We start from the raw sequence: 23,998 nt of genomic DNA on the forward strand, positions 1-23,998 counted from the left end.
CGCCCTCCCCGGTCAATGACCTTCGGATACCATGTTCACGGTATATTTGGGGATCTCTACTACCAGATCCTCTTCGCTGACCCGGGCCTGACACCCCAGACGCGACTCGGGTTCGAGACCCCAGGCCTTGTCCAGCATATCATCTTCCAGTTCGCAGCTTTCTTCCAACGAATCAAAGCCTTCCCGCACTATGACATGACAGGTAGTACAGGCACAGGACTTTTCGCAGGCGTGCTCAATGTCGATACCATTGCGCAGGGCCACATCCAGTACGGTTTCACCCAGCTTGGCCTCGAGCGCGGCCCCTTCGGGACACAGCTCGGCATGGGGCAGAAAAACAATCTTCGGCATCGTTACACCTTATCCACTCGTTGGCCGGCCAGCGCGCGGCGAATGGAAGCATCCATTCGGCGGGCAGCAAAATCGGCCGTTTGCTTGTCGGTTTCTTCTATCGCCACCTTGATGGCATCCAGATCCTGTCCTTCGGCGCTTCGCTGCAGCGACTCGACAGAAGCCAGGATCTCGGCGCGTTCCTGCTCGCTGAGCAGTTCGTCACCGTCGGTGGCCAACGCGCTGACGATATTTTCAATCACCCGCGCCGCTTCCACTTTCTGTTCGGCCAGCATGCGCGCGTCTATGTCTTCTTTGGCGTGTTCGAAAGACGCGCTCAGCATGGTGGCGATGTCTGCTTCGTTCAGCCCGTAAGACGGCTTCACTTCGATGGCGGCCTGCACCCCGGAAGACTTTTCCATGGCGCTGACCGACAGCAAACCATCCGCATCCACCTGAAAAGTGACCCGAATGTGGGCGGCACCGGCGGCCATCGGCGGAATGTCGGTCAGGTTAAAACGGGCCAGAGAGCGGCAATCGGCCACCAGCTCACGCTCGCCCTGCACCACATGAATGGCCATGGCGGTCTGACCGTCCTTGAAGGTGGTGAATTCCTGCGCCCGGGCCACCGGTATGGTGGTGTTGCGCGGAATGATTTTCTCCACCAGGCCACCCATGGTTTCCAGCCCCAGCGACAGCGGAATCACGTCCAGCAGCAGCATGTCGCTGTCCGGCTTGTTGCCGATCAGCACATCGGCCTGAATGGCGGCACCGATGGCGACCACCTTGTCCGGATCCAGGCTGGTCAGGGGTTCGCGCGCAAAAAACTCGCCAACCCGACTGCGCACCAGCGGCACCCGGGTAGAGCCGCCAACCATCACCACTTCCCGTACTTCATCGGCGGTGACGCCGGCGTCTTTCAGGGCCCGACGGCACGCCATCAGGGTCTTGTTGACCCAGGGCAGGATCAAGGCATCGAAGTCGGCGCGAGTCAGGGTGCCCTGCCAGCCGGCCCAGCTTACCGAGACGCTGTCGCTGTCGGTGAGTGCCTGCTTGGCGGCACAGGCCGCGTCCAGCAGGTTACGCTGCTGGGTGGGGGTCATGTCGCTGATATTGGCCTGCTGCTGAATCCAGTCGGCCAGCGCATGATCGAAGTCATCGCCGCCCAGGGAGGAGTCGCCGCCGGTGGCCAGCACCTCGAACACGCCCTTGTGCAGACGCAGAATGGAGATATCGAAGGTACCGCCACCCAGATCATAAACCGCAATCACCCCTTCCTGACCGGAGTCCAGGCCATAGGCGATGGCGGCGGCGGTGGGCTCGTTGAGCAACCGCAGCACTTCCAGACCGGCAAGACGGGCCGCATCCTTGGTGCCCTGACGCTGGGCATCATCGAAATAGGCCGGCACGGTAATCACGGCGCCCTGAACCGGGTTGCCCAGGCTGTGCTCGGCTCTTTGTGCCAGCGTTTTCAGGATCTCGGCCGACACCTGCACCGGATTGACCGCCCCCAGAGGGGTGTTCAACTCGATGACGCCGGTGCCGGTTTCCCTGAACGAATAAGGCAGCCGATGACGGGGAATATCCGCCAATGCCTTGCCCATCAGCCGTTTTACCGAGGCGATGGTGTGCTCAGGATCAAACTCGGCTTCGTGCTTGGCGTCATGACCAACCCGCAGACCGTCCTGGGTGTAGTGCACCACCGAAGGCAACAGGTCGCGCCCCTGATCATCAGTCAGGGTCTCGGGCAGGCCGCTGCGTACCACGGCCACCAGAGAGTTGGTGGTACCAAGATCGATACCGATCGCCCACTTGTGTTCATGCGGAGCCGCGCTCTGGCCCGGCTCGGAAATTTGTAATAATGCCATGAGGTTCAGAATTCCTGCTGCGCATCTTCCAAACGTTCGAGTTCGGCATGCAGCTTGGTCATGAATTTAAGTTTGCGTACCGTATCGGCAGCATCCGGCCAGCGTGACGAGACAAGCTGTTGCTCCAGCTCGGCATAGAAATCGGCAGACGCCTGTTGCAGCTCCCGATCAAACGCCATGATGGCGCCAAACACATCCTCAGCACCGGCAATGTCTTCCAGTTGCTCGCGCCATTCCATCTGTTGCATCAGAAACAACGGATCCTTCAGGGTCTGTTGTTCGGCACGGATATCGAATCCCTGCAGGGACAGCAGATATTCGGCACGGCTAAGGGGCTGCTTGAGGGTGGTGAACGCATCATTGATCTGGGCGGCACGTTGTACCGCCTGAAGGCGCTCCCGCTCGGGGCGGGAGGCAAACTTGTCGGGATGAAACTGCATCTGCAGCTGGCGATAGGTGTCGGCCAGTGTCTGGCTGTCGAGGGCAAACTCTGCCGGTAAGCCAAACAGCTCGAAGTAGTTCATGCCGGGGTCCTTAAACGTTAAAGCTTTCGCCGCAACCACATTCCCCGTCGATATTGGGGTTGTTGAATTTAAAGCCCTCGTTCAGGCCTTCCTTCGCGAAGTCGAGTTCGGTGCCGTCCAGATACACCAGGCTTTTGCTGTCGACGATCACCTTGACCTCGCCATGCTCGAACACCTGGTCGCCTTCGGACAATTCGTCGACGAATTCCAGCACATAGGCCAGGCCGGAGCAACCGGAAGTCTTGACCCCCAGCCGCAGTCCCAGGCCCTTGCCTCTGTTGTTCAGAAAAGTCTGCACCCGTTGTGCAGCTGCATCGGTAATGGTGATCGCCATGGTGTCTCCGTCTTACGCCAGGTTTTTCTTCTTCTTGTAATCGTCAATCGCTGCCTTGATGGCATCCTCTGCGAGAATGGAGCAGTGGATTTTCACCGGTGGCAGGGCCAGTTCTTCCGCAATCTGGGTATTCTTGATGCTGGCCGCTTCGTCCAGGTTCTTGCCTTTCACCCATTCGGTGATCAGCGAGCTGGAGGCGATGGCAGAGCCACAGCCGTAAGTCTTGAACTTGGCGTCTTCGATGATGCCTGCGTCGCTGATCTTCAGCTGCAGCTTCATCACGTCGCCACAGGCCGGCGCACCGACCATGCCGGTTGCGATGCTAGGATCGTTTTTGTCGAAACCACCGACGTTGCGGGGGTTTTCATAGTGATCTATTACTTTTTCGCTGTAAGCCATGATTTAGTTCCTCACCCATGCTTCAATGATTTAGACACCTTAATGGTGTGCCCATTCAACTTGATCCAGATCTATTCCGTCCTTGAACATTTCCCACAGCGGAGACATGTCACGCAGGCGGCCGATGGCCTCATTGACCAGACGCACGGCATAGTCAATCTGTTCTTCGGTGGTAAAGCGACCGATACTGAAGCGAATGGAGCTGTGTGCCAGCTCATCGTTCAGACCCAGGGCACGCAGTACATAAGACGGTTCCAGGCTGGCAGAGGTACAGGCCGAACCGGAAGAGACCGCCAGGTCTTTCAGCGCCATGATCAGTGACTCACCTTCGACATAGGCGAAGCTGATGTTGAAAATGCCCGGTACCCGCTGTTCCAGGTCGCCGTTGACATAGACTTCTTCGATGTCTTTGATGCCGTCATACAGACGGTTGCGCAGCGCCAGAATCCGCTCGCCTTCGGCGTGCATTTCTTCCTTGGCGATGCGGAAGGCTTCACCCATGCCGACAATCTGGTGGGTGGCCAGGGTACCGGAGCGCATGCCGCGCTCGTGACCGCCACCGTGCATCTGGGCTTCCAGACGAACCCGCGGTTTACGGCAAACATACAGCGCACCGATACCCTTGGGGCCGTAAATCTTGTGGGCAGACAGAGAGAGCAAATCGATGTTCATGTCCTGCACGTCGATGTCGGTCTTGCCGGCACTCTGGGCGGCATCCACATGGAACATGATCTTGCGGCTGCGGCACAGCTCGCCGATGGCTTTCACGTCCTGGATAACGCCGGTTTCGTTGTTCACGTGCATGATGCTCACCAGAATGGTGTCATCGCGCAGGGCATTTTCGATTTGTGCCAGGGTGAACAGACCGTTGGGCTGAGGCTCAAGATAAGTGACTTCGAAACCTTCACGCTCCAGCTGACGGCAGGGATCCAGCACCGCTTTATGCTCGGTCTTGGAGGTAATGATGTGCTTGCCTTTCTTGCCATAAAAATTGGCAATGCCCTTGATGGCCAGGTTATCGGACTCGGTGGCACCGGAGGTGAACACGATTTCGCGCGGGTCGGCATTGATCAAATCCGCAATCTGGTTACGGGCAATATCGACCAGCTCTTCCGCCTGCCAACCGAAGCGGTGCGAGCGAGAAGCCGGGTTACCGAAAACACCGTCTTGGGTCAGGCATTGCATCATTTTTTCGGCGACGCGAGGGTCTACCGGGCAGGTAGCCGCATAGTCGAGATAAATGGGCAGTTTCATCATATTCTCCGTTCAACGCTGCCCTGTTCGGCAGTCTTGTCATCGACATTTAAAATTGAATGTTTCAGGCTCACTTGCTGCTACTCGGGCTAGTCCAGAGTCAACAGATTCAGATTACTGTCTTGCTGCTCGGAAATCAGCCGGACATCCTGCTGGTTAACCAGCTCGGCCAGACTGATGCCATCGAGGAAGTTGCTGATGCGATCACTGAGTGCACACCAGAGCGAATGGGTCAGACACTGATTGCCACTCAGACAATCGCCCTTACCCTGACACTTGGTGGCATCCACCGACTCATCGACAGCGGCGATTACCGCCCCGACGGAAATGGCGGCCGGTTTCATACCCAGCAGATAACCACCACCGGGACCCCGCACACTGCTGACCAGCCCCTGCTTGCGCAAACGGGCAAACAGCTGCTCGAGATAGGACAGGGAAATACCCTGTCGCTCGGAGATATGGGCCAGGGACACCGGGCCGGATTCTCCGTGCAACGCCACATCCAGCATGGCTGTTACCGCATAACGACCTTTTGATGTCAGTCTCATGTGATTAAACCGTTTTCAGACATGGGCTCAGGGTGTCATACCCGAGTGTTTCAGTCAAGTATAAGTCCTACCAAAGCACTCGGCTATTCGGCCCCGGTCAGCGGCCTTTTTTATCCACCGACGTCAGGATGCCGCGCAGTATGTTCAGCTCGTGATCTTCCGGCCGCGCCCGGTTGAACAGCCGCCGCAACTTGGTCATCACCTGTCCCGGATGAGGCTTGATGATAAAGCCGGTGTTCAGCAGGGTTTGCTCCAGATGCTGATAGAAACGTTCCAGATCTTCGGACAACGGATACTCCGGCTCGGCATCGGTGTCACCTTTTATCTGGCCCGTCGCGGCCTGCTCGCGGGCCAGCCAGGCCATGCGTACTTCATAACTCAGGGTCTGCACCGCCATCGCCAGGTTAAGCGAGCTGTATTCCGGGTTGGCCGGAATGGCCATGTGAAAATGGCACAGCTGCAGCTCTTCATTGCTGAGTCCGGTTCGCTCCCGGCCAAACACCAGCGCCACCTTGTGCCGAGGGGCTTCAATCATGGCTTTTTCGCCCGCTTCCCGGGCATCCAGCATGGGCCAGGACAAGGTGCGCGAACGGGCGCTGGCACCGATGACCAGACCACAGTCGGCCACCGCCTCGGCCAGCGTCGGTACGATGCGGGCTCTGCCCAGCACGTCGCTGGCGCCGGCGGCGAGGGAAACGGCCTGGCTGTCCGGGGAGCTGACCGGATCGACCAGCCACAAGTCGCCCAGGCCCATGGTTTTCATGGCACGGGCGGCAGAGCCGATATTACCGGTATGTGAGGTGTTGACCAACACAACGCGAATTTGCTCAAGCATATTCATGAGATCCAAGGGTGCTTAAGGCGCAGGATATTAGCACAGCCACCGCCCGGATTCAGGTGTTATCCTCACCTCGTCCGGCTTTTGTCTGCACCGCCATATCGGCCTGGCGCACCACGGCGGACATCAGCCCCAGCAAACGGCGGAACCAGGCCGGCTGACCATCCGGATCCAGACTATCCAGCATGTTCTTGCATGCCAGACCCAGCTCGGTATCGCCGGTGATCAGCAAGCGACGTCGAAAAAACAGCGTATCCGGATCCAGCTCTCCGGTACTGAGACGGATCAAGTCCTGCAATTCGCTTCGAATAATCACATCGGCCTCGTGGGTGGCCAGGCTGCGCAAACGCCCCTGCTCCAGTGTCAGGGTGAGCCGATAATCCAGATCCGGCACCAGCACCTGCAACCGGGCGCCGGTCAGAAAATCCAGCTGCCCTCGTTGCAACGGCTCGGCCAGCACCCGGTTGAGCAACTGCTCGAGCAGCGGCCCCTGCAGACGATGAGGCAGGCGGTGCAGGGGAATTTTCAGCAGCGACGGGGCATGTTGACAAATATCTCGACAAACAAGCGCTAGCATAGATGATTCCTCTTCCGTAAAAGCACTATCACAACACAAACTCATGCTGTTAATGCTGCGCCAAATCAAATACCCCTTTTTGTCTCAAATCAAATACTCGTTATCCGTTCCTCTCTAGACTGCCCGCTTCTGACCCGGAGTGAACAAGATGGAACTACTATGCCCCGCCGGCAGCCTGCCGGCCCTGAAAGCCGCCGTCGACCAGGGTGCCGATGCGGTTTACATCGGTTTTAAAGATCAGACCAATGCCCGCCATTTCGCCGGACTGAACTTCAGCGAACGGGATTTGCGTGACGGTGTGGATTATCTCGGGCGGCACAGACGCAAGCTGCATGTCGCCATCAATACCTTCGCCCATCAGGGCAAGCAGCGGCTCTGGCAGGGCGCGGTGGATCAGGCGGTGGCACTGGGTGCCGATGCGCTGATCATTGCCGACCCTGCGGTACTCGCCTATGCCGCCAGTCAATATCCGGACACCGAGCTGCACCTGTCGGTGCAGGCAAGTGCGACCAATGCCGCCGCCATCCGCTTTTTTCAGCAGAATTACGGCGTCAAACGCGTGGTACTGCCCCGGGTACTCTCTATCCAGCAGGTACGTCAAATTGCCAAAGAGACGGACGCCGAGCTGGAAGTCTTTGCCTTCGGCAGCCTGTGCATCATGGCGGAAGGACGTTGTTATCTCTCTTCCTACCTGACCGGCGAAAGTCCCAATACGGTGGGCGCCTGTTCACCGGCCCGTTATGTACGCTGGGAGGAAAAAGGAGAACAGCTTGAATCCCGCCTCAACGGGGTCTTGATCGACAGCTTCGGCCCTGACGAGCAGGCCGGCTACCCCACCCTGTGCAAAGGCCGTTTCGAGGTGGATGGCAAGCGTTTTCATACTCTGGAAGAGCCCACCAGCCTGAACACCCTGAGTCTGATCCCCAGCCTGGCCAAACTCGGCATCAAGTCGGTCAAGATAGAAGGACGCCAGCGCAGCCCGGCCTATACCACCCAGGTCACCCGTGTATGGCGCCAGGCGCTGGACAGCTATCTGGCCAACCCCGACGGCTACGCGGTCAAGGCGGCCTGGCATGAGCAACTCGCCACCCTGTCCGAAGGCAGCCAGACCACCCTGGGTGCCTACCATCGTAAATGGCAATAGGAGACATCATGCATATTCATCTCGGGCCCATGCTGTTTTTCTGGCCCAAAGCCGAGCTGGAATCATTTTATCAACAGGCGCTAAGCCAGCCCTGCCGGCGTATTTACCTGGGAGAAACCGTTTGTCCCAAACGCCGTGAATTCAAGTCGGCCGACTGGCTGGCCCTGGGCCGGGAACTACAGCGGGCGGGCAAGGAGGTGGTGTACTCCACCCTGGCGCTGATCCAGTCACCGGCCGAGTTGCTGGCCATCAGGAAACTGTGTGATAACGGCGAGCTGACCATCGAAGCCAATGATCTGGGCGCGGTTCAGCTGGCCCATGAGCATGGCTTGCCCTTTGTCGCGGGCCCGGCGCTCAACGTCTACAACCTGGATACCCTGCGCCTGCTGCTGAACAAGGGCATGACCACCTGGGTGCCACCGGTGGAGCTGTCGCGGGACTGGCTGCTGGGCATTCATCGGGCGGCCGAAGCAGACGGCATAAGGGAGCGTTTCAAGCTGGAAGTGTTCGGCTATGGTTACCTGCCGCTGGCCTATTCTGCCCGCTGTTTTACCGCCCGGGCCGAGAATCGGCTCAAGGATGACTGCGAGCTGGTCTGCATCGATTATCCCGGCGGCCGTCAGGCACTGACCCAGGAAGGGCAAGCGGCCTTTAACCTCAACGGCATTCAGACCCAATCTGGCTATTGCTATAACCTGATCAACGAGGTGCCGACCATGACCGACTGGGTGGATGCGGTACGCATCAGCGCCCACAGCAGGGAATGTCTGCAATGGATTGGTCGTTTTGAGCAGCAGCAACGCCGGCCGGAGAGATACCCGCTGAACTCCCGCTACTGCAATGGCTACTGGAACCAGTTGCCGGGCATGGAGTGGCTGCCGTCACCGGCAGACATGGTGCAGTCATAACGAGGAAGCAAGCCCGCCTTTCAGCGTTTCAGCCGGGCCTGTTCGCCGATGAGATCCAGCTCCAGCAGTGAGTAGCGGTGTTCGACAAAGTCATAGATGTTGGTGGCCAGGGCCAGCTTGAAATACACCATGGCCTGCTCCGGCTGCTCGTTGCGCTGGGCCTGCTTGGCCAGATAGAAATAGGCTTCGCACAACCGTTCGGCCAGCTCCTGGTTATCTTCGCTTTCTTCCGAGATCCGGTTGAGCAACTGTTCATCACTCATGGTGCCCAGATAGACATTGACGATATCCCAGGCCCATTCGTCGGAACCATGGATCTGCTGATGGCTGCGTAACGCCTCCAGTGCCGCATCGCTATCGGTCTGCTCCAATGCCAGATACCACCACAGCAACCGGTAAGGGTCGGCGGGATCTTCGTCGAGGAAGGTTTTCAGATCCCGCGCCGCCAGGGTGGGCCGGCCGCCGTAATACAGCGCAATACCCCGGTTCAGGTTGGCATAGGCGTACTCCGGCGCCAGCTCCAGCGCCGAGTCGAAGGCTTCATAGGCTTCGTCGAACTCCTGATTCTGGGTCAGATAGACACCGTTGAGGTTGTAGGCATCGGCAAAATCGGGTCTTTCCCGCAGGGCTCGGTTAAAGTCCAGCCGGGCCATGGCCCGCAGGCCGACCCGGTCGAATACCACGCCGCGCTGAAAAAACAGCTCGGCACGTTGCTCGGGCGTCAGTCCCGGTGAATTCAGCATCTGCCCCAGGCGGGCAATCCCCAGCTCGCTTTCATAGGAAACCTGCATGGGTACCGGCAGCACCAGGGTGGGAGTCACCACCCGGGGTGCGCTGCAGCCAACCAGCACCAGGCCCAGAAGCGCCAGGGGAGCAAGCAATAATCTGTCGTTCAAGACGGCTCCGAACTTGTCTTATTATGACCACATGTTATGCAGCTCCACGACGTTTGTCATGTTGCAAATGCATTTCATAACAAAAAGGGGCCCGCCGGGCCCCTTGGGTTTCATGCTGTCAGGCTAACGGCTCTTGATCCGCCCCTTCCTTCTCTACCTGCGGCGGCAGCATATGCTCCCGTTGTACCCCGAGCAACATGGCCCAGGCACTGGCGATATAGATGGAAGAATAGGTACCGAATCCGATGCCCAGCAAAAGTGCGGTGGCAAAACCGTGGATCAGCGCCCCGCCCTTGAGGAACAGCGCCACCACCACCACCAGGGTGGTGGCCGAGGTGATCAGGGTTCGGCTCAGGGTTTCGGTAATGGCCTCGTTAAACACCTCGGCGGTCGTGGTATTGCGCACCCGGCGAAAGTTTTCCCGCACCCGGTCGAACACCACTATGGTGTCGTTGAGTGAGTAGCCCACCACCGTCAGCAAGGCCGCCACTATGGTCAGATCCACCTCGATTTGCATCCAGGAGAACACGCCCAGCGTAATGATCACATCGTGAGCCAGCGACAGCACGGCACCGGAGGCCAGACGCCACTCGAAACGCATGCCGACATACATCAGGATACAGAGCAAGGCAACCAGAATGGCCAGGCCACCCTGTTCGGCCAGCTCGGCACCGATGGCGGGGCCGACAAACTCCAGTCGCTTCATCTCGACGGATTCGGACACCTGCGCCATGGCAGCCATGACCGATTCGCCCTGCTGCTGTACATCCACGCCTTCCTGCGGGGCCAGCCTAATCAACACATCCCGGCTGGTGCCGAAGTTCTGCACGGTGGCCCCCGGCAAGCCGACCTGTTCCAGGCTGTTACGCACCTGGTCCAGCTCGACCGCCTGCTCGAAAGCGGCTTCAACCACGGTACCGCCGGTGAAGTCCAGGCCCCAGTTCAGGCCTCGAGTAAAGAGGCTGAAAAAGCACAACGCTATCAAGGCCAGCGACAATGCAGTCGCCGCCTTTGAATAGTGCATGAAGCGAATGGGCGCCCGGGTTTTGAGGATCTCAAACATCGGTTATTTCCTCATATCGACAGTTTGCTGAGACGCTTGCCGCCCCAGAGCAGGTTAACCAGGGCCCGGGTACCGACAATGGCGGTAAACATGGAGGCAAGAATACCGATCATCAGGGTCACGGCGAAGCCCTTGATGGGGCCGGTGCCCACCGCAAACAGTATGATGGCGGTGATAAGCGTGGTGATGTTGGCATCGGCAATGGTGCCGAGCGCCTTGTCATAGCCGATATGAATCGCCTGTTGCACCCCGCGCCCGTCGCGCAGTTCCTCACGGATACGCTCGAAGATAAGCACATTGGCATCCACCGACATACCGATGGTCAGCACGATACCGGCAATGCCCGGCAGCGTCATGGTTGCCCCCGGCACCATCGACATCACCCCGATGATGATCACCAGGTTGGCCAGCAGCGCCCCATTGGCCACCAGGCCGAACTTGCGGTAATAGATGGTCATGAACAACACCACCGCCAGCATGCCATAGACCATGGCCATCAGGCCGTTTTCCACGTTCTGCTTGCCCAGGCTCGGGCCTATGGTGCGCTCTTCCACTATCTGGATGGGCGCAATCAGGGCGCCGGCCCGCAACAACAGCGCCAGGTTCTGGGCTTCCGCCATGGAATCGATGCCGGTGATACGGAAACTGCGGCCCAGTCGCGACTGAATGGTGGCGACGTTGATCACTTCCTGCTGTTTGCGGAACTGGCGCGTGCCATCTTCATTCAGCTCATCACCGGTTTTGTACTCGGTAAACACCGTCGCCATGGGGCGACCGACGTTATCCTTGGTAAAATCGGCCATGCGGCTGCCACCGGGGGCATCCAGGCTGATATTCACCTGCGGACGGCTGAATTCATCCATGCCGGAGCTGGCATCGACGATATGCTCACCGGTCAGGATGATGCGCTTTTTCAACACCACGGGGCGACCGTCACGGTCACGCAGCAGCTCGCTGTTGGGCGGAACCCGACCCGCGTTGGCGGCGGCCACATCGGCATTTTCATCCACCAGGCGGAATTCCAGGGTCGCGGTAGCACCAAGAATTTCCTTGGCGCGGGCGGTGTCCTGAATACCCGGCAACTGCACCACGATGCGCTCGGCACCCTGACGCTGCACCAGCGGCTCGGCCACACCCAGCTCGTTGACCCGATTGCGGATGATGGTGATGTTTTGCTGCAGGGCGTATTCTTTCACTTCCTTCAGCCGCTGCTCGCTCATTACCGCGAACAACCCGAAGCTCTCGCCATTATCGCGATCGGAGAACATCAGGCCCGGATAGCGGCCGCGCAGATGACTGAGCGCCTGGTCACGGGTGTCCGCATCACGGAATACCACCAGGGTGCCACCGTCTTTGGCCAGTACACCGGAATAACGCAGCCGCTGTTCGCGCAAGTCGGTACGGAAGTCCTGCACCGTTTGCTCCTGCACCCGGCTCAGCGCTTCGTCCATGTCCACTTCCATCAGGAAGTGCACGCCACCACGTAAATCGAGGCCCAGTTTGAGCGGGCCGGCGCCGATGGCTTCAAGCCAGGAGGGCGTCGACGGCGCCAGGTTGAGGGCGGTGATGTAACCATCACCCAACGCATCCGCCACCAGATCCTTGCCCTTGAGCTGATCGTCGGTATTGCGGAAACGGATAAGTAACTGATCATCGGCCAAAGCCGCGCTCTTCACCGCGATGCCGGCCTTGCTTAACGTCTGCTGAGCCTGAGTCAGGACGGCAGGGGTCACTTCAGTGCCACGGGAGCCAGACACCTGCAAGGCAGGGTCTTCACCAAATAGATTGGGTGCTGCATACAGAAAACTGATGGTGATCACGGCGATCACCATCAAGTATTTCCACAGCGGATATCGATTTAACACGCTGTGCTCCTCGACAGAGAATTAAAGGGACTGGATAGAGCCCTTGGGAAGAACAGCGGTGATGAAGTCCTTCTTGATGGTGACCTGGCTCTGCTCGCTCAGGTTCAGCAATACGTAGTCGTTTTCTGCGGAGATTTTGGCAATCTTGCCTACCAGGCCACCGTTGGTCAGCACTTCGTCACCCTTGCTCAGGGAAGACATCAGGCTCTTGTGCTCTTTGACCCGCTTGGACTGGGGGCGGAAAATCATGAAATAGAAGATCAGGCCGAATACCACCAGCATGATGATCATTTCCATACCGCCACCGGCGGCTCCGTCCTGGGCGTAAGCGTTGGAGATAATATCCATTCTTTTCAGTTCCTCGTTATTGATGGTTAAAAGCTGTTATATCGGTGTTGTGCACCGGTGAGGGAAGGCACAGCACGTCGACACGCCATAAACCCATCCCTGGGGGCTCGGACATGCCATCCATGGCATGTCACGGTCGACTTAGCTGACACCTTCCCTCATCCGTTCTTCATTCGTCGTTTTCACCTGCAGTCTGACCCAGTGGCGGCACGGCTTTACCCTGGCGCGCATAGAAGTCAGCTACAAAGTCGTCTAATTTACCCTGCTCTATGGCTCCACGTAAACCTTCCATAACTCTTTGATAGAATCTGAGATTATGAATGGTGTTTAAACGTGCACCCAGGATCTCGTTGCACTTGTCCAGATGATGCAGATAAGAGCGCGAATAATTCTTGCAGGTATAGCAATCGCAGTCCGTATCCAGCGGGCCGGTGTCGGTCTTGTGCTTGGCGTTACGGATTTTTACCACCCCTTCGGTGGTAAACAGATGGCCATTGCGGGCATTGCGGGTCGGCATGACGCAGTCGAACATGTCGATGCCCCGGCGCACCCCTTCTACCAGATCTTCCGGCTTGCCCACCCCCATCAGATAACGGGGCTTGTCGGCCGGAATGTTCGGGCAGGTATGCTCCAGCACCTTGTGCATTTCGTGCTTGGGCTCGCCTACCGCCAGGCCGCCGACCGCATAGCCGTCGAAGCCGATGTCGAGCAGACCGGCCAGCGACTCGTCGCGCAGATCTTCATAGACACCGCCCTGGATGATGCCGAACAGGGCGTTCTTGTTACCCTGCTTGTCGAAATGATCCCGCGAGCGCTTGGCCCAGCGCAGAGACATTTCCATCGACTTCTTGGCCGCTTCCCAGGTCGCCGGATAAGGCGTGCATTCGTCCATGATCATCACGACGTCGGAGCCCAGATCGTACTGGATTTCCATCGACACTTCGGGTGACAGGAAAATCTTGTCGCCGTTGACCGGGTTGCGGAAATGAACACCTTCTTCGGTGATCTTGCGAATATCACCCAGGCTGAACACCTGAAAACCGCCGGAGTCGGTGAGAATGGGGCCCTGCCAGTTCATGAAATCATGCAGATCACCGTGCATCTTCATCACCTCCTGACCCGGGCGAACCCAGAGGTGGAAGGTGTTGCCGAGCAGGATCTGGGCGCCGGTGTCGGCGACTTCTTCCGGGGTCATGCCCTTGACGGTGCCGTAGGTGCCCACGGGCATGAAGGCCGGGGTTTCCACCACGCCACGGTCGAAAATCAGGCGGCCACGGCGGGCGCCGCCATCGGTAGTTTGCAGTTCAAATTTCATCAGTTACCTCACTGGCCGGATAAACAGTCCGACCTTATTTCTAAAACAGGTGAGGGGTAAATCGTGAGGAGTGAGGTGAAAAACCAATGTCTTACTCTTTGCCCCTCACACCTTACGCCTCACACCTTACGGTTCTTTACGGCTGGGTCTGCCGGGTAATAAACATGGCATCACCGTAGCTGAAGAAACGATAACGCTCGGCCACAGCCTGCCGGTAGGCTTCAATAATGTGGTCGTAGCCGGCAAAGGCGCTGACCAGCATGAGCAGGGTCGACTCGGGCAGATGGAAATTGGTGACCATGGCATCCACCAGCTGAAAACGATAGCCGGGGTAGATAAAGATATCGGTGTCACCATAAAAAGGCGCCAATGGCTCGCCACGGGCCATGGTGGCCTGGGCGGCACTTTCCAGCGAGCGTACCGAGGTGGTGCCCACGGCAATGACCCGGCCGCCCCGGGCACGAGTGGCTTCTATCTGTGCCACCACTTGTGGCGGTACCTCGATATATTCCGCATGCATCTTGTGATCGAGTACCTGCTCGACCCGTACCGGCTGAAAGGTACCGGCACCCACGTGCAGAGTAACGAAGGCCAGCTCGGCACCTTTGGCGGTCAGCGCGTCCAGCAGCGGCTGGTCGAAGTGCAGGCCGGCGGTCGGTGCGGCCACGGCGCCGGGCTTTTCGTTGTAAACGGTCTGATAACGCTCTTTATCGGCATCGGTATCGGGCCGGTCGATATAGGGTGGCAGCGGCATGTGGCCGACAGCTTCGAGGATCTCGAGTACCGGTCTGTCGTCGTGAAATTCGATCTCGAACAGGGCGTCATGGCGCGCCAGCATGGTGGCCTGCACGTTTGGTTCCAGGATCAGAGCGGTGCCCGGTTTGGGCGCCTTCGAGGCACGCACATGCGCCAGTACCCGCTTGTCGTCCAGTACCCGCTCGACCAGCACTTCCAGCTTGCCGCCGCTGGCCTTGTGGCCGAACAGACGAGCCGGAATCACCCGGGTGTTGTTGAACACCAGCAGATCGCCGGGGTTGACCAGATTCAGGATCTCGGCGAACTGACCATGGGTGATGTCACCACCGTTGCCGTTCAGCTGCAACAGCCTACTGGCGGAACGTTCCGGCATCGGATGGCGGGCTATCAGTTCGTCGGGGAGCTCAAAGGAAAAATCGCGGACCAGCATACACAACCTCTTGTCATAACGGGCGCTAGTCTAGTGAGGCCGCCCCACGGGATCAAGGCAATTCGGCCGGGGTTGGAGCATAATGGACATTACTGACCGGCCATGCCGGTGCCGCAGGAGGCTACGCTTCCCCGGCCGTCCGGTTGAGCTATCTTGATATAAAAGAGAGGAGAAAGATGATGCCCGCGATCGTCTCTGAAATTATGTCACACAATGTCATCGGCCTGCCGCCATCGGCTACGCTGGCCGAGGCCCGCACCCTGATGCAGCGTCATCATATCCGCCACCTGACGGTGCAGGAAGGAGATAAGCTGATGGGGCTGGTCAGCCAGCGAGACATTCTGGCCGCGCAGGAGTCGAGCCTGGAAAAAGGCAACAACGGCGCCTTCCTGCAGCAGCATCAGCTTAGCGAGGTCATGATAAAAGGGGTCACCACCGTCAGCCCCCGCGCCGGTGTCCGCGAAGCGGCCCTTTACCTGCAAAAATGCAAGTACGGTTGTTTGCCGGTGGTCGACAAGGGCAAACTGGTGGGCATAGTGACCGACAGTGATTTTGTGACTGTGGCCATCCACCTGCTGGAGGTGCTGGATACCCAGCTGGCCGAGCAATCACCTGACGAGTTTGATGACGACGATCTGGATCTGGCGATGACTCGGGAAGGCGAAGACGAGCAGGAAGCCCGGTGAATTACCTGGCTCATCTGCATCTGGCACATATCAGCAATACCAGCCTGCCAGGCGCCCTGCTCGGTGAATATGCCCGGGGCAGTATCGACCCTCGATTGCCTTGCTCCCTGCAGCTGGGTATTCGGCTGCACCGACGCATCGACAGCTTTACCGACGCCCATCCGCTGCATGCAGAGGCGGTTCGTGCCCTGCCCAGCCCCTTTCGTCGCTATGGCGGCATCATCATGGACATGATGTTCGACCACTTTCTTGCCCGCCACTGGGCTCGTTACCATGACTGGCCACTGGAAGAATTCATCGCCTACAGCCACCGGCAGCTGATGCCGGATAAAGATTGGCCGGACGCCATGGTCACTTTGGTGGAACGCCTCAAGCAACATAACTTGCTGGCCAGCTACCAAAGTCTGGACGGCATTACCCTCGCCCTTGGCCGTATCGATCGTCGTTTTCGCCGCCCCACGCCCCTGCCCCAATGCGCACCGCTGCTTCAGCAACACTATTCCGCCATGGAGCAGGCTTTTCTCGGCTTTTACCCCGAACTGCAGTCTTTTGTACTGGATCAGTCCCGACAACCCTGAGCCCTGGGATTGGCCGGGTAGAAAAGCGTCGGCTGCACCGGCTGGTGGCTGAACAACCGGGTATTCTTGTGCGGCAACTTCATGAAGCCGCCCACTCCCTGATCGTCAATCTGCGGTATCAGTGCCACTATCTGGCGCAACAAATCGGCAAACTCCGTCTCGGCGCCGGCATCCAGCAGCCGATAATAGCTGTGCAGCTTCATATACAGTGGCGTCACCTCGAAGATGATACAGCCGGTATGATGAATCCCGTTCAGCCGGGCGAGCACCGCCATGATGGCGGCGGGCAACACCAGCTGTTCGTCCGGATCCCGCCCATCTTCAAAATAGGAGTGCTGACGGCTGGCATCGTCGGTACTGGGAATGGCCGCCAACCGATAGGGAATGCGAGTCTCCGCCGGTGGTACGAACGGCAGATCCGGCGTTTTTCGGCTCAAATGAAGGGTATTGCGCGCGTTGAACAGGCAGGCCTTGAACAAACCGACTTTATCGATGCTTCGCGCCAACATCACCACGTTGTTGACCGCCAGCGCAAAGGCAGGCCGCATCTGCTCATCGTAAAGGTTGAGGCTGGAGTCGATGTACAGCCCCTCTTCCTGCCAGTGCAACGCCAGCCCGCCCACCACCGGATAACGCCCCAGGCGGCTGACCGCCGCCACAAAGGCCTTTTCGGTGTCGCCCATGCCCACCAGGTAGTTTTTGTAGTAACGCTCCAGCTGCGCATCGTCCACGTAATGGATGTCGGCTTCTTCGCTGCGTTCGCGCAAAAACGACTTGCGTGACGAATACACTACCGTATCCATTTCGTGGCGCTCGGGGCTGCTCCACACCGGCAACAGGGGGCTGTCGTCAAACAGTGGCAGCTCGGGCAGCACCAGTCGTTTCAATCGCGGCATGGCGGCAATGAAGTGATCGCCCGCCCGCTGCCGGATCCCGGCATCGTCGCCCAACAGGCCATCCAGCATCAGCGCGAACTCCTTCGGCAACCCCAGGCTGGTCGCCGGTATGGCCTGGCTGCCAAAACGGCAGGACTGACCCGACGCCAGCGCATACAGGGTGGCCGCCACGCCCTGCTCGTCGAAACGCGGGCTGGACTGAGCGCCCTCCCGTTGTTCGGGCCCGATGAAATAAACATCGCCCAGCCGGGCATTGCTGTGCTGCAGATCCGCCGACATCAATTGCATCACGTTGGTAGAGACAAACTGCCCTTCCCGGTCGAGCTGGGCGAATACCGACGAGCCCCAGTCGACCAGACAGATGTGACCACTGGCGGCATCAAACACGATATTGGATGGCTTGATATCACCGTGCACTATGGGGGCGGACTGACCGTCCTTTCGGTGCTCACGCAGGGCTTGCAGAATATCGGCCAGCTGGGCGGCGATGTCGATCAGCAAGCGGGCCGGCAAACGACCCTGCTGCAGACTGTATTGCTCCAGATCCAGCCCTTCGGCCCGGGTCATCATCAGAATGCCCTGTTTTTTCAAGCGCTGATAGGTGATGTAACGAGGCACCCGCGGGTGTTGTATCTGCGACAGCATGTAGGCCTCATCGGCCAGCCGTTCCCGAATGGCTTCGGGCAGCGTGATACGCGAAAACTTGAAGGCATATTCCTCACCCGGCTCGGCGGTACCGGCAAAGGTGAAACCGTAGGCACCGTGGCCGACCAGGCTGATATGACGATAGCCCAGCTTTTCCAGCTGGCTGACGCACAAGGCAATCCAGTCTTTCAGTTTTCTGGCGTCGTTGGCATTGAGCAGGTAAATGGACTGCTCTTCGGGAATATAGAAATTACGCAGCCGATGGAGACTCATGACTCCCCCCGCCATTCGCTTGATGGAGCTAGCACGCTAGCTCAATTGTGCCAGCATGCGTTCCGGTTGCTCCAGATACCGGTACCAACGCCGGTTGAAGCGAGCCATGGTGGCGCCATCGATGAGTCGATGATCCGCCGACCAGCACACCATCATCAGATTCCGGGTGACCACCTCACCGGCCTCGTTGAAGCGCGGCAACTGCTGCAACCGTCCCAAAGCGGCAATGGCAACCTGCGGCGGGCTGACGATGGGGCTGGACACCACACCGCCGAGGGCACCGATATTGGAGAGAGTAATGCTGGCGCCCTGCAGTTCGGCCGGGGCCAGTCGACCGGCCCGCGCCGCCGTGGTCAGTCGTTCCAGTTCGACCGCCATCTCCAGCAGGGATCGTCGCTGGCAGTCACGCAGCACCGGCACCAGCAAACCGGCGTCGGTATCCACCGCCACCCCGATATGATGATCCGGCAGATAACTGACTTCGGTCGCCTCCTCGTTGAGTCGGCTGTTAAGCAGCGGAAACTCGTTCAAGGCCAGTGACAGCGCCTTGATAAAAAACGGCAGCAGGGTCAGCTTGATGTCCTGCTCGGCAAATACCGGCACCAGCCGCTGCTTCACGCGCAGCAACTCGCCCAGCTCCAGCTCGTCACAGAAGGTAAATTGCGGAATCGCCAGCGAGGCCGTCATCTGCCGGGCCATGGCCGCCGCAATGCCGGTGAGGGCTTCGCTGTGCGACGGGGCATGCTCGTCGCGGCGCTTTGGCTCGACCCGCCGAGGGCTGGCGGCCTGCGGTTGTGTTTGCTCCGCCAGATAAGCCTCGATGTCTTCCTTGTAGATGCGGCCCTTGTCGCCGGAGCCGACAACCCGCTTCAAATCCAGCTCCTGCTCGCGCGCCAGACGCCGTACCGCCGGACTGGCCAACACCTTGCCCCCCTCGGGCAATGCCTGCGATTCATGATCGCCGCGATTAGAATCAGAGACAGTTTCGGGTGTGGGCTCTGGCTTCGACTCGGGTACCTGTACCTGTTCATGCTCCGGGGCCGCTTCAGGCTCGGTGACCGGCTCAGACTTTTTGACCGGCTCAGGCACTTCGGGCGCCGACTCGCCATTCGCACGCCCCGCTACTTCCATTTCAAACAAGGGCGCATGCACCCGGGCCATCTCTCCCTTGGACACATACAAGTGCGTCACGGTACCGCTGTGCATCGCCGGTATCTGCACCAGCGCCTTGTCGGTCATTACATCGCAAATCGCCTGATCTTCGGCGACACTGTCGCCTTCTTCGACCAGCCATTCCACCAGCTCGCATTCCACTATGCCTTCACCGATATCCGGCAGATAAAAGTCCTGCTTCATGCTGCCCCCTCAAAAATTGAATGTGCGCACGATGGCGGCATGGATCTTGAGATGATCCGCCATGTATTCCTTTTCCAATGCCAGTGGATAAGGCGTATCCAGACCGCACACCCGAGCGATGGGACTTTCCAGATACAGAAAGCAGCGTTGCTGTATGGTGGCGGCAATTTCGCCGGCAAAGCCACCGGTAAGCGGCGCCTCGTGGGTGATCACCAGCCGCCCGGTTTTATTCACCGACTCGGCCACCTTATCCGCATCCCACGGCAGTATGCTGCGCAGATCAATCAGCTCGCAGGAAATGCCCTCCTGCTCGGCCAGAGCCACCGCCTTGGCCGCCACCTCCATCTGGGCTCCCCAGGCCAGCACGGTGACATCCGTTCCCTGCTGCACCACTTCGGCCTCACCCAGGGGTACTTCATAGTAGTCTTCGTCCACCTCGCCCACCGCGGCCCGGTACAGCCGCTTGGGCTCCATGAACAGCACCGGATCCGGACAGGCAATGGCCGCCAGCAACAATCCCTTGGCCTGAGCCGGATCCCGCGGTATCACCACTCTCAGGCCCGCCGTATGGGCAAAGTAGGCTTCCGGTGACTGGCTGTGGTAATGGCCACCGGCAATGCCGCCACCGTAGGGCGTGCGGATCACCAGCCCGCCCACGTCGAACTGATTGCCGGAGCGGTAGCGGTATTTGGCGGTTTCGTTGATGATTTGGTCGAATGCCGGATAGATATAATCGGCAAACTGGATTTCTGCCACCGGCTTCAGCCCCCGCGCCGCCATGCCGTTGGCAAAGCCGATAATGCCCTGCTCGGTGAGCGGGGTATTGAAACACCGCCGGGCGCCGTATTTGTCCTGCAGCTTGCTGGTCGCCCGGAAAACGCCGCCGAAATGGCCGACATCTTCACCGAAACAAAGCACATCCTGGTCTCTGGCCATCGCCAGATCCAGTGCCTGGTTGATGGCCTGCAGCATGTTCATCTGTGCCATTATTCAAACCTCCCCGCACTCAGCGGATAGGCATCCGGATATTGTCGAACATGCGCTTTCAATTGTTCGAGCTGCTCCTTCAGCATCAGGGTGGGCGTGGCATAAACATCGCTTACCAGGGTATCGATATGTGGCTTGGCCAATTGTTCGGCGGCTTTCAGCTCTTCCAGCACTTCCTGGCGCAGGGCGTCGGTGGCAATCTGATCCGCCGCTTCGTCCAGCCAATCCTGATGCTGCAACCACAGGCGATAACGGGCGATGGGATCCTGCCTGCGCCAGCGTTCCTCTTCTTCCCGGGAGCGATAACCGCTGGGATCGTCGGACGACGAATGGGCTCCCAGTCGGTAGGCAATGGCTTCTACCAGCACCGGCTCCTGCTGCTCCAGCGCCAGCTTGCGGGCCAGCCGCGTAGCCTCGTAGACCGCCAGCACATCGGCGCCGTCGACCCGAATGGCCTGCATGCCGTAACCCACGGCCCGACAGGCAATGCCGTCACCGATAAACTGCTCGTTGGCGGGAGTAGAAATGGCATAACCGTTGTTGCGACAGAAAAATATCACCGGCGCCTGCAGCACGGCCGCCATGTTCAGGCCCGCATGAAAGTCCCCTTCCGAGGCCGCCCCTTCGCCAAAATAGCAAAGCGTGACGTTGCTTTCTCCCCGCAGCTTTTGAGCATAGGCATAACCGCTGGCCTGGGGGATCTGGGTACCCAGCGGCGAGGAGATGGTCATGAAATGCAGTTCACGGCTGCCGTAATGCACCGGCATCTGCCGTCCCTTGCCCAGATCCCGCTCGTTCGACAGCAACTGGTTCATGAACTGGGTCAGGCTGAAGCCGCGATAATGCAATGCGCCCTGCTCCCGATACTGGGCCATGATCATGTCTTTTCGATTCAGGGCGGCGGCACTGGCAACTGTGGTGGCTTCTTCGCCCAGGCACTGCATATAGAAGCTGATCCGGCCCTGACGCTGGGCCGCCAGCATGCGTTCGTCCAGAATACGAATAAACACCATGCTCTCGTATATTTTCAGTGCCGTGTCTCGGTCCAGTACCGGCGACGAGGCACCGGCAAACAGGGTGCCGTCTTCCTGCAAAATGCCGAGGGTGGGAATATTCAGCGCCTGGGCATCGGTAAACCGGGCCTGATGCACCATGGAGCCGGAGGTATTGCTCGGGTTGGTCATGACGTCACTCCCATCATTGGCCGGGCGAGTCTGAAACGGGCTCAAGCCTGCGCCCTGCTACCCGCTTGATATGCCGCCAATTATAACACCTGATTAACAGTCTGCCGGGAATGCCGCGGGTGGGAGTGAAGCACTGTACGCATAAAAAAGGCAGCCTGATGGCTGCCAAAAACGAGATAGACTTAGTTGGTGTTATTGGTTACTGATGACCATCATCAGATGTTTTCGAACTGACCCATGGTGTTGTCTTTACCACCGGCCTTCAGCGCCGCTTCACCGGCGAAGAATTCCTTGTGATCATCGCCGATGTTGGAGCCGGCCATGTCCTGATGCTTGACGGTGGCAATGCCCTGACGAATTTCCTGGCGCTGAACACCGGCCACATAGGCCAGCATGCCTTCGTCTCCGAAGTAGCCCTTGGCCAGATTGTCGGTCGACAGTGCCGCAGTATGGTAAGTCGGCAGCGTAATCAGGTGATGGAAGATACCGGCTTCGCGGGCAGAATCGCGCTGGAAGTTGGCAGTCCACTCATCCGCCTGCTTGGCCAGATCGGTAGTGTCATAATCGGCACTCATCAGTCTGGCACGGTCATAGCCGGACACATCCTTGCCTTCGGCAGCCCAGGCATCGAACACCTGCTGACGGAAGTTCAGCGTCCAGTTGAACGACGGGCTGTTGTTGTAAACCAGCTTGGCATTGGGTACCACTTCACGGATGCGATTCACCATGTTGGCAATCTGGCCGACGTGCGGCTTTTCGGTTTCAATCCACAGCAGGTCGGCACCGTTCTGCAGGCTGGCGATACAGTCCATCACCACCCGGTCTTCACCCGAGCCTTCCTTGAACTGGAACAGACCGGAGGCCAGACGCTTGGGCTTGACCAGCTTGCCGTTCTGCTTGATAACCACGTCACCGTTATTGATGTCGTCGGCACTGGTGATTTCGTCACCGTCGATGAAGCTGTTGTACTGGTCGCCCAGATCGCCCGGCTCGTTGGTCACCGCAATCTGCTTGGTCAGACCGGCACCGAGGGAGTCGGTACGCGCCACGATAACGCCATCGTCGACACCCAGCTCCAGAAACGCCAGGCGAACGGCATTGATCTTGGCGAGGAAGTCGGCGTGCGGCACGGTCACCTTGCCGTCCTGGTGGCCACATTGCTTCTCGTCGGACACCTGGTTTTCAATCTGAATACAGCAGGCGCCCGCTTCAATCATCTGCTTGGCCAGCAGATAGGTGGCTTCTGCGTTGCCGAAGCCGGCGTCGATATCCGCCACTATCGGTACTATGTGGGTTTCGTGATTATCGATGTCCGCCTGGATCTCTTTTACCTTGGCGTGATCACCGGCCTGCTGGGCATCTTCCAGGGCACGGAACAGGTGGTTCAGCTCCCAGGAATCGGCCTGGCGCAAAAAGGTGTACAGCTCTTCGATCAACCCGGAGACCGCCGTTTTCTCGTGCATGGACTGATCCGGCAGCGGACCGAATTCGGAACGCAGGGCCGCGACCATCCAGCCGGACAGATACAGGTAACGACGCTTGGTGCTGCCGAAATGTTTCTTGATGGAAATCATCTTCTGCTGACCGATAAAGCCATGCCAGCAGCCGAGCGACTGGGTGTACTGGGAACTGTCATTATCGTAGTTCGCCATGTCTTCACGCATGATTTTTGCGGTGTACTTGGCAATATCCAGCCCGGTCTTGAATTTGTTCTGGGCACGCATACGGGCGGCATGTTCCGGCTTAATGGCGCTCCAGGTCGGGTTTTGCTTGATCAAAGAGGTGAGTGCATCAATTTCGCTTGCGTATGGCATGGTCTCGTTCCTGTTCTGTCGGGTTAAGGTTCTTTTTCAGAGCCTGTTCACTTCCCTGTCACACCGGCACATCGGATAACCAGGATCCGGATGACCGGTATGGTGCAGTGGTCTTCGTCTTTTTGCTCCGCAACCTTTTTTATTTTATTGGCGATGCAGCTCGAGTCCGTGCTGCCAGCCTG

General features: G+C 58.7%; 24 protein-coding genes. 4 read left to right on the forward strand and 20 right to left on the reverse strand.

Annotated elements, in window-relative coordinates; all coding sequences use genetic code 11:
* Positions 1 to 12: 12 nt before the first annotated feature.
* The 9 genes from fdx to Q0753_RS00210 all read right to left on the reverse strand — a co-directional run bounded on the left by fdx (position 13) and on the right by Q0753_RS00210 (position 6,672).
* The gene (gene fdx, locus Q0753_RS00170) at positions 13 to 351 is read right to left on the reverse strand and encodes an ISC system 2Fe-2S type ferredoxin (protein WP_104485300.1); all 339 of its coding nucleotides are present in this window, start codon (positions 349 to 351) and stop codon (positions 13 to 15) included.
* 2 nt (positions 352 to 353) lie between these two features.
* Entirely contained in the window at positions 354 to 2,198 is a 1,845-nt protein-coding gene (gene hscA / locus Q0753_RS00175; protein WP_298715575.1) for a Fe-S protein assembly chaperone HscA, read from the reverse strand.
* A 5-nt stretch (positions 2,199 to 2,203) separates the two neighbouring features.
* Complete coding sequence (gene hscB, locus Q0753_RS00180) at positions 2,204 to 2,722, reverse strand: co-chaperone HscB (RefSeq protein WP_298715577.1); 519 nt, start codon at positions 2,720 to 2,722, stop codon at positions 2,204 to 2,206.
* Between the two features lie 10 nt (positions 2,723 to 2,732).
* Positions 2,733 to 3,056 (reverse strand): iron-sulfur cluster assembly protein IscA, encoded by a 324-nt coding sequence (iscA, locus tag Q0753_RS00185; protein WP_104485303.1) that lies wholly within the window; start codon positions 3,054 to 3,056, stop codon positions 2,733 to 2,735.
* Between the two features lie 12 nt (positions 3,057 to 3,068).
* Positions 3,069 to 3,455, reverse strand: a complete 387-nt coding sequence (gene iscU, locus Q0753_RS00190) for a Fe-S cluster assembly scaffold IscU (RefSeq protein WP_298715581.1) — start codon at positions 3,453 to 3,455, stop codon at positions 3,069 to 3,071.
* A gap of 39 nt (positions 3,456 to 3,494) precedes the next feature.
* Positions 3,495 to 4,709, reverse strand: coding sequence for an IscS subfamily cysteine desulfurase (locus Q0753_RS00195; RefSeq protein ID WP_298715583.1), 1,215 nt, complete (start codon positions 4,707 to 4,709; stop codon positions 3,495 to 3,497).
* Positions 4,710 to 4,798: 89 nt separating this feature from the next.
* Positions 4,799 to 5,257: a Fe-S cluster assembly transcriptional regulator IscR gene (gene iscR / locus Q0753_RS00200; protein WP_298715585.1), complete on the reverse strand. Its 459-nt coding sequence runs from the start codon at positions 5,255 to 5,257 to the stop codon at positions 4,799 to 4,801.
* 97 nt (positions 5,258 to 5,354) lie between these two features.
* Positions 5,355 to 6,092 carry a tRNA (cytosine(32)/uridine(32)-2'-O)-methyltransferase TrmJ gene (trmJ, locus tag Q0753_RS00205; RefSeq protein WP_298715587.1) on the reverse strand — a complete coding sequence of 246 codons (738 nt, stop codon included), beginning with the start codon at positions 6,090 to 6,092 and terminating at the stop codon, positions 5,355 to 5,357.
* A gap of 58 nt (positions 6,093 to 6,150) precedes the next feature.
* Entirely contained in the window at positions 6,151 to 6,672 is a 522-nt protein-coding gene (locus tag Q0753_RS00210) for an SCP2 sterol-binding domain-containing protein (protein WP_298715590.1), read from the reverse strand.
* 148 nt (positions 6,673 to 6,820) lie between these two features.
* Here Q0753_RS00210 and Q0753_RS00215 point away from each other — a divergent pair, with 148 nt between their 5' ends.
* Together Q0753_RS00215 and Q0753_RS00220 are read left to right on the forward strand one after the other, a co-directional pair.
* Entirely contained in the window at positions 6,821 to 7,816 is a 996-nt protein-coding gene (locus Q0753_RS00215) for a peptidase U32 family protein (protein ID WP_298715592.1), read from the forward strand.
* Positions 7,817 to 7,824: 8 nt separating this feature from the next.
* Positions 7,825 to 8,724 (forward strand): U32 family peptidase, encoded by a 900-nt coding sequence (locus tag Q0753_RS00220; RefSeq protein ID WP_298715595.1) that lies wholly within the window; start codon positions 7,825 to 7,827, stop codon positions 8,722 to 8,724.
* A 20-nt stretch (positions 8,725 to 8,744) separates the two neighbouring features.
* Here Q0753_RS00220 and nlpI read toward each other — a convergent pair whose 3' ends face one another.
* The 6 genes from nlpI to queA all read right to left on the reverse strand — a co-directional run bounded on the left by nlpI (position 8,745) and on the right by queA (position 15,397).
* Positions 8,745 to 9,620: a lipoprotein NlpI gene (gene nlpI, locus Q0753_RS00225; protein WP_298715597.1), complete on the reverse strand. Its 876-nt coding sequence runs from the start codon at positions 9,618 to 9,620 to the stop codon at positions 8,745 to 8,747.
* A 118-nt stretch (positions 9,621 to 9,738) separates the two neighbouring features.
* Positions 9,739 to 10,683 carry a protein translocase subunit SecF gene (gene secF / locus Q0753_RS00230; RefSeq protein ID WP_298715599.1) on the reverse strand — a complete coding sequence of 315 codons (945 nt, stop codon included), beginning with the start codon at positions 10,681 to 10,683 and terminating at the stop codon, positions 9,739 to 9,741.
* An 11-nt stretch (positions 10,684 to 10,694) separates the two neighbouring features.
* Positions 10,695 to 12,548: a protein translocase subunit SecD gene (secD, locus tag Q0753_RS00235; protein ID WP_298715601.1), complete on the reverse strand. Its 1,854-nt coding sequence runs from the start codon at positions 12,546 to 12,548 to the stop codon at positions 10,695 to 10,697.
* A gap of 21 nt (positions 12,549 to 12,569) precedes the next feature.
* Entirely contained in the window at positions 12,570 to 12,896 is a 327-nt protein-coding gene (gene yajC / locus Q0753_RS00240; protein ID WP_298715603.1) for a preprotein translocase subunit YajC, read from the reverse strand.
* Between the two features lie 169 nt (positions 12,897 to 13,065).
* Positions 13,066 to 14,211, reverse strand: a complete 1,146-nt coding sequence (gene tgt / locus Q0753_RS00245) for a tRNA guanosine(34) transglycosylase Tgt (RefSeq protein ID WP_298715605.1) — start codon at positions 14,209 to 14,211, stop codon at positions 13,066 to 13,068.
* Positions 14,212 to 14,347: 136 nt separating this feature from the next.
* Complete coding sequence (gene queA, locus Q0753_RS00250; RefSeq protein WP_298715607.1) at positions 14,348 to 15,397, reverse strand: tRNA preQ1(34) S-adenosylmethionine ribosyltransferase-isomerase QueA; 1,050 nt, start codon at positions 15,395 to 15,397, stop codon at positions 14,348 to 14,350.
* Positions 15,398 to 15,573: 176 nt separating this feature from the next.
* Between queA and Q0753_RS00255 the strand changes: the two genes are divergently transcribed.
* Positions 15,574 to 16,083: a CBS domain-containing protein gene (locus Q0753_RS00255; protein WP_298715609.1), complete on the forward strand. Its 510-nt coding sequence runs from the start codon at positions 15,574 to 15,576 to the stop codon at positions 16,081 to 16,083.
* On the forward strand, positions 16,080 to 16,661 hold the full coding sequence (locus Q0753_RS00260; RefSeq protein ID WP_298715611.1) for an ACP phosphodiesterase: 582 nt from the start codon (positions 16,080 to 16,082) through the stop codon (positions 16,659 to 16,661). The genes Q0753_RS00255 and Q0753_RS00260 overlap by 4 nt, the downstream gene beginning before the upstream one ends.
* Here the strand turns inward: Q0753_RS00260 and Q0753_RS00265 are convergent.
* The 5 genes from Q0753_RS00265 to Q0753_RS00285 all read right to left on the reverse strand — a co-directional run bounded on the left by Q0753_RS00265 (position 16,643) and on the right by Q0753_RS00285 (position 23,816).
* A complete protein-coding gene (locus Q0753_RS00265) occupies positions 16,643 to 18,475 on the reverse strand; it encodes a phosphotransferase (protein ID WP_298715613.1) in 1,833 nt (610 codons plus the stop codon). The two genes, Q0753_RS00260 and Q0753_RS00265, sit on opposite strands and share 19 nt — an antisense overlap.
* A gap of 36 nt (positions 18,476 to 18,511) precedes the next feature.
* Positions 18,512 to 19,831: a 2-oxo acid dehydrogenase subunit E2 gene (locus Q0753_RS00270; protein WP_298715615.1), complete on the reverse strand. Its 1,320-nt coding sequence runs from the start codon at positions 19,829 to 19,831 to the stop codon at positions 18,512 to 18,514.
* A 9-nt stretch (positions 19,832 to 19,840) separates the two neighbouring features.
* Positions 19,841 to 20,818, reverse strand: coding sequence for a transketolase C-terminal domain-containing protein (locus Q0753_RS00275; protein WP_298715617.1), 978 nt, complete (start codon positions 20,816 to 20,818; stop codon positions 19,841 to 19,843).
* Positions 20,818 to 22,002, reverse strand: a complete 1,185-nt coding sequence (locus Q0753_RS00280; protein ID WP_298715619.1) for a thiamine pyrophosphate-dependent dehydrogenase E1 component subunit alpha — start codon at positions 22,000 to 22,002, stop codon at positions 20,818 to 20,820. The genes Q0753_RS00275 and Q0753_RS00280 overlap by 1 nt, the downstream gene beginning before the upstream one ends.
* A 215-nt stretch (positions 22,003 to 22,217) precedes the next feature.
* Complete coding sequence (locus Q0753_RS00285; RefSeq protein ID WP_298715621.1) at positions 22,218 to 23,816, reverse strand: isocitrate lyase; 1,599 nt, start codon at positions 23,814 to 23,816, stop codon at positions 22,218 to 22,220.
* Positions 23,817 to 23,998 lie beyond the last annotated feature (182 nt).

This window comes from uncultured Oceanisphaera sp. (assembly GCF_947495715.1).
Taxonomy (GTDB): domain Bacteria; phylum Pseudomonadota; class Gammaproteobacteria; order Enterobacterales; family Aeromonadaceae; genus Oceanimonas; species Oceanimonas sediminis.